The organism is Geobacillus sp. B4113_201601 (assembly GCF_001587475.1).
GTDB lineage: Bacteria > Bacillota > Bacilli > Bacillales > Anoxybacillaceae > Geobacillus > Geobacillus icigianus.
The window spans coordinates 1-13,068 of record NZ_LQYX01000024.1 but is presented as its reverse complement, the minus strand read 5'-3'; the positions used below and the strand labels follow the sequence as shown (position 1 = coordinate 13,068).

At 51.9% G+C, this 13,068-nt stretch carries 8 protein-coding genes; all 8 read left to right on the top strand.

Annotated features, from left to right (window positions below):
* Positions 1 to 306: 306 nt before the first annotated feature.
* The 8 genes from glcT to odhB all read left to right on the top strand — a co-directional run bounded on the left by glcT (position 307) and on the right by odhB (position 12,529).
* Complete coding sequence (glcT, locus tag B4113_RS03165) at positions 307 to 1,164, top strand: glucose PTS transporter transcription antiterminator GlcT (protein WP_033843409.1); 858 nt, start codon at positions 307 to 309, stop codon at positions 1,162 to 1,164.
* A gap of 7 nt (positions 1,165 to 1,171) precedes the next feature.
* Positions 1,172 to 1,462, top strand: coding sequence for a hypothetical protein (locus B4113_RS20005; RefSeq protein ID WP_153017116.1), 291 nt, complete (start codon positions 1,172 to 1,174; stop codon positions 1,460 to 1,462).
* Positions 1,463 to 1,489: 27 nt separating this feature from the next.
* Positions 1,490 to 3,505, top strand: coding sequence for a glucose-specific PTS transporter subunit IIBC (gene ptsG, locus B4113_RS03160; RefSeq protein ID WP_033843410.1), 2,016 nt, complete (start codon positions 1,490 to 1,492; stop codon positions 3,503 to 3,505).
* A gap of 115 nt (positions 3,506 to 3,620) precedes the next feature.
* Positions 3,621 to 3,887 carry a phosphocarrier protein HPr gene (locus B4113_RS03155; protein WP_033017686.1) on the top strand — a complete coding sequence of 89 codons (267 nt, stop codon included), beginning with the start codon at positions 3,621 to 3,623 and terminating at the stop codon, positions 3,885 to 3,887.
* Positions 3,887 to 5,608, top strand: a complete 1,722-nt coding sequence (ptsP, locus tag B4113_RS03150) for a phosphoenolpyruvate--protein phosphotransferase (protein WP_033843411.1) — start codon at positions 3,887 to 3,889, stop codon at positions 5,606 to 5,608. Before B4113_RS03155 ends, ptsP begins: the two co-directional genes overlap by 1 nt.
* Positions 5,609 to 5,790: 182 nt before the next feature.
* Entirely contained in the window at positions 5,791 to 7,767 is a 1,977-nt protein-coding gene (locus B4113_RS03145; protein WP_033017692.1) for a methyl-accepting chemotaxis protein, read from the top strand.
* A 603-nt stretch (positions 7,768 to 8,370) separates the two neighbouring features.
* A complete protein-coding gene (locus B4113_RS03140; RefSeq protein WP_033843412.1) occupies positions 8,371 to 11,223 on the top strand; it encodes a 2-oxoglutarate dehydrogenase E1 component in 2,853 nt (950 codons plus the stop codon).
* 31 nt (positions 11,224 to 11,254) lie between these two features.
* Positions 11,255 to 12,529 carry a 2-oxoglutarate dehydrogenase complex dihydrolipoyllysine-residue succinyltransferase gene (odhB, locus tag B4113_RS03135; RefSeq protein WP_033844838.1) on the top strand — a complete coding sequence of 425 codons (1,275 nt, stop codon included), beginning with the start codon at positions 11,255 to 11,257 and terminating at the stop codon, positions 12,527 to 12,529.
* Positions 12,530 to 13,068: the final 539 nt, after the last annotated feature.

Here is a 13,068-nt window from a genome sequence, read left to right as displayed (position 1 = left end):
GTAAATCCGTATCCACGAGTAAATCACCAGCGTTCTAGGAGGCGGTAATTTAAGGGAACAAGCCGCTGATCAAGCCGGTTTCTCCAATAGAAAAGCCTTGTCGCATCAGGATCGCCTTTCAAACGCTCCCCCATTGTTCAAAAGAAACAACCGTTTTTCACCAGACATTTAGAAAGTATGAAAAAAAGCGGTGGCACATCCAGCAACCCATGATCTTTTTTTCATTGAGTGTGAAGCCCGGTCCGGTTTATAATGAGTTCGCATAGGCTCCGAAGCAAACGATCCGCATAGAAAGGAGGAGCTCGATTGGCACAGCCGTTTCGCGTCGAAAAAGCACTGAACAACAATGTGTTGATCGCCTCTCACCCGGCGTATGGCGAAGTCGTTTTGATCGGCAAGGGGATCGGCTTCGGCAAAAAACGGGGGGATGAAATTGCTGAGAGCGCAGTGGAAAAATGTTTTGTGCTGAAAAATGAGCGTGAACAAGAGCAGTATAAAAAGCTGCTGCCTGAACTGAGCGAAGAATTGATCGCCTTGATGAACGAGGTGATTCAGCATATTACACGGCGCGTGGACGCGCCGCTCGATGAGCATATTCACGTGGCGCTGACCGACCATATCGCTTTTACGCTCAAACGGCTCGAGCAAGGGCTTGACGTCAAAAACCCGTTTTTGGCAGAAACGAAAAGCTTGTATCCGCTCGAATATGAAATCGCCGGTGAAGTGGCCGGCATGATTGAACGGCGGCTTGGCGTCGTGTTGCCGGAAGGGGAAACAGGTTTTATCGCTCTTCATATTCATAGCGCCATTTCGAAACAAACGGTATCGGAAGCCAACCAGTATTCGCAGTTGATCGCCAAGCTTGTTGAGATCGTCGAACAGCAGCTCGGGGTTGAGATCGACCGCGAGAGCATTCACTATTTGCGATTTGTCCGCCATTTGCGCTATGCGATTGAGCGGATGAAAAAAGGGGAAAAAGTCGAAGAACCAAAAAATTTGTCGAAAATCTTGAAAGAAGCGTATCCGCTATGCTACAATTTAGCGTGGAAGCTGATCAAGGTCATGCAGCAAACGATTCGTCAGCCCGCAGATGATGCGGAGGCGGTCTATTTGACGTTGCATTTGCAGCGGCTGGCGGAGAAAAAAAGCGAAACAACGGCATAACGCTGCCTTGCTTTACGTGTTACTGATTCGATCAGGCATGAGTAAAGAGGGCAAAAAGGGACAAAAGCAGCTGGCGTTTGCTGGCTGTTGTAAGCGTTCTTTTTTGCTGCTCTTTATTCATGCTTTTTTTGTTGCGCTGGCTGATTTCAAGGGCCGTTTTTGTGCCGATGGGCTAATTTTGCGCCGGCAAAGCCACGCCCTAGATCGAAGGCGCTTTCTCCCTGCTGCTCCGTTTTGCTGCGGATCGCCCACCGCGCCATTTTCGGTACATGAATTTGCCGTTTGCTGCAAAACTTAAGAAAAGGAACCTAAAGGAGGGTGTCACATGAAACGAGCGTTTGGCACGCTGCAAAAAGTCGGGAAAGCGCTTATGCTTCCGGTGGCCATTTTGCCGGCGGCCGGGATTTTGCTGGCGTTTGGTAACGCTTTGAAAAATCCGGCGCTGACCGATAAAATCCCGGCTTTAAAAGCCGATTGGATTGTGCTTGTCTCCAACGTGATGGAGCAAGCAGGCGGCATTGTTTTCTCGAACTTGTCGCTCTTGTTCGCCGTCGGGGTGGCGATCGGCTTGGCCGGAGGAGATGGAGTGGCCGGCTTGGCCGCAATCATCGGCTATTTGATCATGAACGTCACCATGAGCGTCATTTTAGGCGTCAGCGCCGATATGGTTGGATCTGACCCGTCCTATGCCAACATTCTCGGCATTCCGACATTGCAAACGGGTGTTTTCGGCGGGATCATCGTTGGGATTTTGGCGGCGTACATGTACAACAAGTATTTCAATATTGAGTTGCCGCAATATCTCGGCTTTTTCGCCGGCAAGCGTTTTGTGCCGATTGTGACAGCGGCATCGGCGGTCGTGCTTGGCATTTTGATGACGTTCATTTGGCCGCCGATCCAACACGGGCTCAACGCTTTCTCGCATAACATGATTGACGCGAACAAGCCGCTGGCGGCGTTCATTTTCGGCGTCATCGAACGGGCGCTGATCCCGTTTGGGCTTCATCATATTTTCTATGCGCCGTTTTGGTTTGAATTCGGTCAATATGTCAACAAGGCCGGCCAAGTCATTCACGGCGATCAAAAAATCTTTTTCGAGCAGCTGAAAGACGGAGTAAAGCTGACGGCTGGCACGTTCATGACCGGGAAGTTTCCGTTTATGATGTTCGGTCTTCCGGCAGCGGCGCTCGCCATTTATCATGAAGCGCGTCCGGAAAACAAAAAGGTCGTGGCTGGTATCATGGGGTCGGCGGCGTTAACGTCGTTTTTGACCGGGATTACCGAACCGATCGAATTTTCGTTCTTGTTCGTTGCTCCGGCGCTGTTTGCCATTCACTGCGTCTTTGCCGGCTTGTCGTTTATGATCATGCACCTGCTGAATGTCAAAATCGGGATGACGTTCTCCGGCGGCGTGATTGACTTCCTGCTGTTTGGCGTCTTGCCGAACCGGACGGCTTGGTGGCTTGTCATTCCGGTTGGCTTGGTGTTCGCCGTCATTTATTACTTCGGATTCCGCTTTGCCATCCGCAAGTGGGATTTGGCGACGCCGGGACGTGAAAAAACGGTTGACGAAGCGCCGCAGACCGAGGCGGCCGCCGGCGATCTGCCGTATGAAGTGCTGGCCGCTTTAGGCGGAAAAGAAAACATCGAACATTTGGATGCGTGCATCACCCGCCTCCGCGTCTCGGTTCATGACATCGGTCAAGTGGATAAGGAGCGGCTGAAAGCGCTCGGCGCCGCCGGGGTGCTCGAAGTTGGCAACAACGTGCAGGCGATTTTTGGACCGAAATCGGACATCTTAAAAGGACAGATTCAAGACATTATGCAAGGAAAAACGCCGGTCAAAGCGAAAGAGGAAGCGAAGGAAGCGGCGCCGGCCGCAGCGCAGGCGGAACGGATCGCCTCGCCGCTCGCCGGGGAAATCGTCCCGCTGTCCGAGGTGCCGGATCAGGTGTTTTCGCAAAAAATGATGGGCGACGGCTTTGCGGTTATGCCAACGGAGGGCACTGTCGTTTCCCCGGTGGACGGGAAAATCTTGAACGTATTCCCGACCAAGCACGCGATCGGCATTCAATCCGTCGGAGGCCATGAAGTGTTGATCCACTTTGGGATTGACACCGTGAAACTGAATGGCGAAGGGTTTGAAGCGCTCGTAAAAGAGGGCGACGCGGTGACAAAAGGACAGCCGATTTTGCGCGTTGACCTCGACTATGTGAAGCAGAACGCGCCATCGATCGTGACGCCGGTCATTTTCACGAACTTACAAGCGGGCGAGACGGTGCGCGTCCATAAGCAAGGCACGGTCGCTCAAGGAGAAGACGGTGTCGTGGAAATCGGCTGAACAGCCGGCTGATCGGTTGGGGCGGGAGGACAAGCGTTTTCCGTTGCCTCCTCGCTCCAGCATTTGATATGATGGCAAGGAAAATAATGATGAAAGAAAAGGGGATTGATGAACGATGGCAGAAAAAACGTTTCAAGTCATTTCTGACTCCGGCATCCATGCCCGCCCGGCGACGGTTTTAGTGCAAACGGCGAGCAAATTTAACAGTGAAATCCAACTTGAATACAACGGGAAAACCGTCAACTTGAAATCGATCATGGGCGTGATGTCGCTTGGCATTCCGAAAGGGGCAACGATTAAAATTACGGCGGAAGGGGCCGATGCAGCAGAAGCGATGGCAGCATTGACGGACACGTTGGCGAAAGAGGGTCTCGCGCAGTAATGGAAAAAACCATCCATGGGATTGCTGCATCGAGCGGTATTGCCATTGCCAAGGCATACCGCTTAGAAACCCCTCATTTGGCGGCTGAAAAGCGAACGATCGCTGACGTCGACGCGGAAGTGGCGCGGCTTGAGGCGGCGGTCGTCAAGGCGAAAGAAGAGCTCGAGGCGATCAAACAGCACGCGTTAGAGAAGCTCGGCGAAGACAAAGCCGCCATTTTTGCCGCCCATTTGCTTGTGCTTGATGATCCGGAACTGTTGAACCCGATCAAAGAAAAAATTCAAACCGAACAAGTGAATGCCGAGTATGCGCTTGAGGAAACCGCCTCGTTTTTCATTTCCATGTTCGAAGGAATGGACAATGAATACATGAAGGAGCGGGCTGCCGACATCCGCGATGTCACGAAACGCGTCCTCGCCCATCTGCTCGGGGTCACGATCTCGAACCCGAGCCTCATTTCTGAGGAAGTCGTCATTATCGCCGAAGATTTGACGCCGTCCGATACGGCGCAGCTCGACCGGCAATATGTCAAGGGGTTTGCGACCGACATCGGCGGACGGACATCGCATTCGGCCATTATGGCCCGCTCGCTCGAAATCCCGGCCGTCGTCGGCACGAAGGCGGTGACGGCGGAAGTGAAAAACGGCGATATCGTCGTCATCGATGGGCTCGATGGACAAGTCGTCATCAATCCGGCGCCGGAGCGGCTCGCCCATTATGAAGAAAAACGAGCCCGCTATGAGGCGCAAAAGGCGGAATGGGCGAAACTCGTCGATGAGCCGACGGTGACGGCCGACGGCGTCCACGTTGAGCTGGCGGCCAACATCGGCACGCCGGACGATGTAAAAGGGGCGCTGGCAAACGGAGCGGAAGGCATCGGCTTGTACCGGACCGAGTTTTTATACATGGGCCGCTCGGAGCTGCCGACGGAGGAAGAGCAGGTTGCTGCCTACCAAACGGTGCTTGAACAAATGAATGGCAAACCGGTCGTCGTCCGCACGCTTGACATCGGCGGCGATAAAGAGCTCCCGTATTTAAACTTGCCAAAAGAAATGAACCCGTTTTTAGGGTTCCGGGCGATTCGGCTTTGCTTGGAAATGCAAGACATGTTCCGCACCCAGCTGCGCGCCTTGCTGCGGGCGAGCGTGCACGGCAACTTGAAAATCATGTTCCCGATGATTGCCACGCTCGAGGAATTCCGCCAAGCGAAAGCGATTTTGCTTGAAGAAAAAGAGGCGCTCCTCCGCCAAGGTGTGCCGGTCGCCGATGGGATTGAAGTCGGCATGATGGTGGAGATCCCGGCCGCGGCGGTGATGGCCGATCAGTTCGCGAAAGAAGTCGACTTTTTCAGCATCGGCACGAACGACTTAATCCAATATACGATGGCCGCCGACCGGATGAATGAGCGCGTTTCGTATTTATATCAACCGTACAATCCGGCGATTTTGCGGCTCATCAGCCACGTCATCGACGCCGCCCACCGCGAGGGGAAATGGGTTGGCATGTGCGGGGAAATGGCTGGCGACCCGATTGCGATTCCGATTTTGCTCGCCCTTGGCCTCGATGAGTTCAGCATGAGCGCCACTTCGATTTTGCCGGCGCGCGCTCAGTTGAAACAGCTGACGAAAGAAGAAGCGGCCCGCATTAAAGAGACGGTGCTGTCGCTCGGCACGGCGGAGGAAGTGGTAGCGTTGATCAAACAAACGTTCCATATCGCCTAAATGAGGGCGCGGTGACATTCGTGTTCGCCGCGCTTTTTTTGTTTTTCAGCGAGCAACGAAGGATCCCTAGTATCAAGGAAAGATTTATGAATAAGAAGCTAATCCTATAGACGGGGGACGATTGTCCTTCTATAATGAAACGTAGTTCGACAAAAAGAGGAAATAGAGGGGAGAAATAGACTGTGTTTCGAACATTGCGAAGCAAACTCATTGTCTTAATGGTAACTTTATTAGTTCTCTCGTTGGCAGTCACCCAGTTTGTCGGAGTGATGCAAATGCGCTCCATGGTCAATGCGGATGCAAAACAGCGCGCACAATCCGCCATTGAGAGTTTACTAAGGGATATACATCTTAGTTTTCAGAGTGAGGAAAATGGGTTAGTGCAGCTGGCGCATTCCCCTTCCGCAATGGAGATGTTGCATAACGAGAAGCAATGGGGAGAATTGCAAAAGCAGTTTCAAACTTTCTTGCAGCTCAATCGAAGCGTGCAATACATTTATATGGGAACAGAGCAAAAACGTATTTACGTGACGCCCTATGCACAATTCCCAAAGGGCTATGATCCAACTACTCGGGTATGGTACAAAGAAGCTGTAAAACGTCCTGATGAAGTCGTATGGACGGAGCCGTACATTGATGCCATTACAGGAAAATATGTCGTAACTTTAGCCAAAGCTGTCAGTGAGAATGGACATACAATGGGTGTGATCGGCATCGATATGTCACTGGATTCCGTGGAAAAGATCGTGCGCGCTACCGACGTTGGCTACAAAGGTTATCCGGTACTATTTGACAAAAAAGGAGTTGCAGTTGTCCATCCAGAATTCAAAGGAAAAAATATGGCCAATGATCGAGAAGTTCAATATATGCTTGAACATGTCAGTGGTTCGCGCCAATTTCAACGTGAAGGCGAAGAACGAATCGTGTATTTTACCACGATTCCCGAATTAGGATGGAAAGTAGGAGTCGTATATAAACAAAAATACTTATTGGCAATGAGCAATGAACTTGGAACACATATGATTATCATTACAATTATCGCCTTGATCGTTTCATCGACAGCCGTGTACTTCTTGGCTCGCTCTATTACTCGGCCGATTGCCGCGTTACAAGCACAAGTGGAAAAAGCAGCTGAAGGCGATTTGACTGCCCATGTGAACATTGAGTCAAAAGACGAAATTGGTGATTTGGCTCGCTATTTTAATAAAATGATTGAGCACATGAGGGAATTAATAGGAGAAGTGAACCGTTCGGTCCAAGAGCTTTCTGCCTCGGCTGATCATTTTAGCTCTGTAGCTGAAGAGACGATGTCCACGAGTGAACAAGTCACAAATGCTATTGGTGAGATCGCCAAAGGAACAAGCGAACAAGCAGAGAGTCTCGATACAATGAACGAACGGACATCATCATTGTCACAACAAATTGAATCGGTGACCACAGCGACATCAAGCATGGAATCGTTGTCCTCTGAAACGAAGACGGTAAGCTATGAAGGGCTGGAGCATTTAAATCAATTGCAAACAAAATCTGAAGAAGCGAAAAACGAACTGGAATCGGTGGAACACGTCATTGATGATTTAGTGAAAAAGATGGCTGAGATCGATGAAGTCATTCAAACAATTACAGCTATTTCTGGACAAACGAACTTATTGGCATTAAACGCCAGCATCGAGGCGGCTCGCGCTGGAGAGCATGGCAAAGGGTTTGCCGTGGTTGCCGATGAAGTGCGCAAATTAGCAGAACAATCGGCCAAGGCGACGGAAATGATTCGTGGAACAATTGTTGCTATCCAACAGCAAGCCGGATTGGCTATTGAGGCAGTAAACCGTTCAAAACAAGCTTATCATGAGCAACGGGAAGCTGTTCATATTACTGGTGATTCGTTTGTAAAAATTACTCAGATGATGGAGCAGTTAGCCAATGCTCTTACGAATGTGATGGAAGAAGCGAAACGAATGAATGAAAGCAAAGACGATGTCATCCATGCTATGCAAAATATTGCTGCTATTGCTCAGCAGTCTGCCGCCGCGGCCGAGGAAGTAGCTGCTTCAGCTGACGATCAACTGCAGGCGCTGGCAACAGTGACAGAATCGGCTGAGGCATTAAGCGAAATGAGTCGCCAATTAAAACAGTTGGTAGAAAAATTCAAACTTGCATAACGTTACCTTGGTTTGAATGCCCCCCTTTTCAGCGGACAGGCCTTACCTGTCTGTTGATTAAGGGGGGCAGTAACATAGATGGGACAGACTCTTGAGCGAGGAGGAAGGGTGAAAAAGGCATATCGGTTTTTTAGCTTTATGTCTTAGGCTGAAAAACGTTGCAACATCAAGTTCGTTTTCCGCAACGTTCATGTCACGACCGAGGGAAGTCGCTCACTTTTACCATGTTCTTACCCGCGATGATACAAACGCGATTGGTTTGTCAGCCACTTCACTGCCCCATTTTCGCTTTTTTATGGGGTGCTGACATTATATTTTACTGATTCTCACAAATACGGTCATAATGACGTCGAGGAAATCATTAGTGCTGACATTATATTTTGTTGATTCTCACTATTCCAACAATGATAATGAGTTGAATTTTTTTAAGTTTCTGCGTCGATTTTAACGGGCAATAGTGTTAAAATAAACAGTGAAAACGTTTATTGTCGTTAATTTGCCGTTCATTCGGGAATAATGGTAGCCAAATGGGAGTGCGGCGTCTTGCTAACTGCTGTTAGCTTGACCCGAGGGATATGAAAACAAGTTGGAGGTTTTTTCACGATGGCAAATCAGACCAACTATGCTCAACCGTGGAGCCAGTTTTACGGGCCGAACCTCGGTTACGTCATCGAAATGTACGAACAGTACCTCGATGACCCGAACAGCGTCGACCCAGAACTGAAGCAGCTGTTTGAACAGTGGGGGGCGCCGCTGTTGGAAGAACCGGTTTCTTCCGAAGCGGAGGAAGCAACGAAAACGCATCAAACGTTCCGGCTGCCGGAAACACCGACCGTATTCAGCAAGCTTGTCGCCGCCGTCAAGCTGGCGGACAACATCCGCCATTACGGTCACTTGGCAGCGGACACGAATCCGCTCGTCAAAGAGGAGAAAACGTTGCGCCGTTTAGAGCTGGAGGAGTATGATTTAACCGAAGACGATTTGAAGCGCATTCCGGTTGCGTTTCTTTGCCCGCATGCCCCGGCGCATGTCAAAAACGGCTGGGACGCCATCTTGCACTTGCGCAAAATCTATACCGATAAAATCGCCTTTGAATTCTCGCAAGTACATAATCTAGAAGAACGGAACTGGCTCATCCAGCAAATAGAATCCGGAGCGTACTACCCGAGCTTGGCGAACAAAGAGCGGGTCGCTTTGTTGCGCCGTCTGACGGAAGTGGAAGGATTTGAAAAGTTCATCCATCGGACGTTTGTCGGGCAAAAGCGGTTTTCCATTGAAGGCTTGGACGCCATGGTGCCGCTATTGGACGAGTTGGTTCGCCAAGCGATCGAGCATGAAGTCGACGCGGTCAACATCGGCATGGCGCACCGCGGCCGGCTGAACGTGCTTGCCCATGTGCTTGGCAAGCCGTACGAAATGATTTTCGCTGAATTCCAGCATGCGGAAAGCAAAAACTTTATCCCGTCAGAAGGAGCCGTTTCCATCACTTATGGCTGGACGGGCGACGTCAAGTATCACTTGGGAGCTGCCCGCCGTTTGCGCAATCAAAACGCCCATACGATGCGGATCACGCTCGCCAACAATCCAAGCCATCTTGAGGTCGTCAATCCCGTTGTGCTCGGCTACACGCGCGCCGCTCAGGAAGATCGGGCGAACCCAGGCGTGCCGGCGCAAAATACGGACGCGTCATTTGCCATTTTGATTCACGGCGATGCGGCGTTTCCGGGGCAAGGGATTGTGGCTGAGACGTTCAACCTCAGCCAGCTGCGCGGCTATACGACCGGAGGGACGATCCATATCATCGCCAACAACATGATCGGCTTTACAACGGAAAGCCATGACTCGCGCTCGACAACGTATGCGTCCGATATGGCGAAAGGGTTCGAAGTGCCGGTGGTGCACGTCAACGCCGACGATCCAGAGGCCTGTTTGGCGGCGGCGTGCTTGGCGTTTGCGTACCGCCAGCGGTTTAAGAAAGACGTTGTCATCGATTTGATTGGCTATCGCCGCTTCGGCCATAACGAAATGGATGAGCCGATGGCGACGAATCCGATGATGTATCAACTCATCAGCCAACATCCGACCGTGCGTCAATGGTATGCCCAAAAATTGGTTGAAAAAGGGATTTTGACGGAGCAAGAAGTGGAAGAAATGGAGCACGAGGTCGCCGAACGGCTGAAAATCGCTTATGAGCGGGTGCCGAAAAACGAAGATGAGCTCGATTTCATTATGGATCCGCCCAAACCGGTCGTCGATCGGCTGCCGGAAGTGAAAACAGGTGTGGCGAAAGACGTGCTTCATCGCATCAACGAGGAGCTGCTCCAGTTCCCGGCCGACTTGCATGTGTTTACCAAGCTGGAGCGCATTCTCAAACGGCGCAGCGGCGTCTTTGCCGAAAATGGCAACATCGACTGGGCGCACGCGGAAACGTTGGCGTTTGCCACGATTTTGCAAGACGGCGTGCCGATCCGCTTGACCGGCCAAGATTCGCAGCGCGGCACGTTTGCCCAGCGCCATTTGGTGCTGCACGATGTGAAAACGGGCAAAGAGTATGTTCCGCTTCATCACATCAGCGGCGCGAAAGCTTCGTTTGTCGTGTACAACAGCCCGTTGACAGAAGCGGCCGTGCTCGGCTATGAATACGGCTATAACGTCTACGCGCCGGAGACGCTCGTGCTTTGGGAAGCGCAGTTTGGCGATTTTGCCAACATGGCGCAGGTGATGTTCGACCAGTTTATCTCATCAGGACGGGCGAAATGGGGACAAAAGTCCGGGCTTGTCATGCTTTTGCCGCACGGCTACGAAGGGCAAGGACCGGAGCATTCAAGCGGGCGCGTCGAGCGGTTTTTGCAGCTGGCCGCGGAAAACAACTGGACGGTCGCCAACTTGTCTACTTCGGCGCAATATTTCCATATTTTGCGCCGGCAAGCGGCACTGTTGCAAAAAGAAGAGGTGCGTCCGCTCATCATCATGACGCCGAAGAGCCTGCTTCGTCATCCGCTGGCTTCATCGGATGCCGATGCGTTCGTGAACGGCTCGTTCTCTCCGGTGCTTGAGCAGCCGGGGCTAGGGACGGACGCCGGCAAAGTGGAGCGAATCGTATTCGGCACCGGCAAACTGATGATCGATTTGGCGGAGCAGTTGAACAAAATGGAAGGGCTAGATTGGCTGCACATCGTGCGCATCGAGGAGCTGTACCCGTTCCCGGAAGAAGCGTTGAAAGGCATCATCGCCCGCTATCCGAACGTGAAAGAGATCGTCTGGGTGCAAGAAGAGCCGAAAAATATGGGCGCTTGGACGTACATGGAACCGCGCTTGCGGGCTTTGGCGCCCGCTGGCGTCGATGTCAGCTACATCGGACGGCGCCGGCGCGCGAGCCCGGCGGAAGGCGATCCGGTCGTTCACCGGAAAGAGCAGGAGCGCATTATCCGCTGTGCATTAACGAAACATGAATGATGATTATGGAACGTTTGAGGAGGGCATCAACGTGGCTGAAATCAAAGTCCCGGAACTAGCAGAGTCCATCACCGAAGGCACCATCGCTCAATGGTTGAAAAAGCCGGGCGACTACGTGGAAAAAGGCGAGTCGATTTGCGAGTTGGAAACGGATAAAGTGAACGTTGAAATCATGGCCGAAGAGTCGGGCGTTTTGCATCAGCTGTTGGCAAATGAAGGCGACACGGTCGCCGTCGGCCAAGCGATCGCCGTTATTGGTGAAGGAGCAGCAGCCCCAGCGGCCGCCCCGCAAGCGGCATCGCAGCCGGCCGCTGAAACGGAGCCGGCCATGCCGGACGCCCGCGCGGACCAAAAGGCGCCGCAGCCGGCCGCTGTCGCCCAAGCGCCAGGACAGCGCCCGATCGCTTCGCCGGCGGCGCGGAAAATGGCGCGCGAAAAAGGCATTGATTTGACGCAAGTGCCGACCGTTGATCCGCTTGGGCGCGTCCGCAAGCAAGATGTCGCTTCGTTTGCCGCTCAGTCGGCCGCCGCGCCGCAAGCGGCGCCGCAACCGGCTCCGACGGCGCCATCCGTTTCGACGCCAACGCCAACTCCGGAAAGCGGCAAGCCGGTTATCCGCGAAAAAATGTCGCGCCGTCGGCAAACGATCGCCAAACGGCTGCTCGAAGTGACGCAAACGACGGCGATGTTGACGACGTTTAACGAAATTGATATGTCCGCCGTCATCGAGCTGCGCAAACGGAAAAAAGACAAATTTTTCGAAGAGCATGACGTGCGCCTCGGCTTCATGTCGTTTTTCGTCAAAGCAGCCGTGGCGGCGCTGAAAAAATATCCGTATGTCAATGCTGAAATTCAAGGCGATGAAATTTTGCTGAAAAAATATTATGATATCGGCGTTGCCGTGTCGACCGACGAAGGGCTTGTCGTTCCGGTCGTGCGCGACTGCGACCGGAAAAACTTCGCCGAAATCGAGCGCGATATCGCTGAGCTGGCGGCGAAAGCGCGCAGCAACAAGCTGTCGCTTGCCGATTTGCAAGGCGGCACGTTTACGATCACAAACGGCGGCGTGTTCGGCTCGCTTCTGTCGACCCCGCTCTTAAATGGCCCGCAAGTCGGCATTTTAGGAATGCATTCCATCAAACTGCGCCCGGTCGCTATCGATGAGGAACGGATCGAAAACCGACCGATGATGTACGTCGCCCTGTCGTACGATCACCGCATCATCGACGGCAAAGAGGCCGTAGGGTTCTTAAAAACGGTGAAAGACTTGATCGAAAATCCGGAAGACTTGCTGCTGGAAAGCTGATTAGGGAAGGAAAAGAGGAGCCTGCGATGTGCAGGCTCCTTCTTTTTCGCTGGCTGGGGACGGTTGGGGAATTTTCACCTTTTCTTGTGGAAACATATTCAAAATAAGAGAAGAGATACTTGCCATCATCCTGCGACGCCGCTTATATTGGAAAGGTGCCAATGTGCACAAAAACAGACTTCTCGATGCACGAACAAACACGACGTTACGGGTAGCGATGGTTAAGAAAAGAAAACAAGCCTACAAACAACAAAATTCCCCCGAGCGTCTTATACGTGCTTATATATTCCTTTAGCATTTGCAAGTATTCTTGAGAGTCGACAGAGCCGCCCATCGATCGAACCCATGATGATGCAAGCCGACTCCCCAATTCAGGGCTGTTTAACATGAGCAACAATCCAATGAGAGAAAGAATGAGTGAAACAAACTTCATCCTGCTAGGGTCTTTGAACATATTTTTGTATACCTCCCTCTAGAAATGTTGATTTATCAAGGCTTTTCGGCCCCTCAGGGGTGTCCAAAAAATATTTTTCGACAAA

Excerpts from the sequence above, each read along its gene's own strand:
- ptsG (WP_033843410.1), top strand. The coding sequence starts at position 1,490 with ATGAAACGAGCGTTTGGCACGCTGCAAAAAGTCGGGAAAGCGCTTATG.
- ptsP (WP_033843411.1), top strand. The coding sequence starts at position 3,887 with ATGGAAAAAACCATCCATGGGATTGCTGCATCGAGCGGTATTGCCATT.
- B4113_RS03140 (WP_033843412.1), top strand. The coding sequence starts at position 8,371 with ATGGCAAATCAGACCAACTATGCTCAACCGTGGAGCCAGTTTTACGGG.
- B4113_RS03155 (WP_033017686.1), top strand. The coding sequence starts at position 3,621 with ATGGCAGAAAAAACGTTTCAAGTCATTTCTGACTCCGGCATCCATGCC.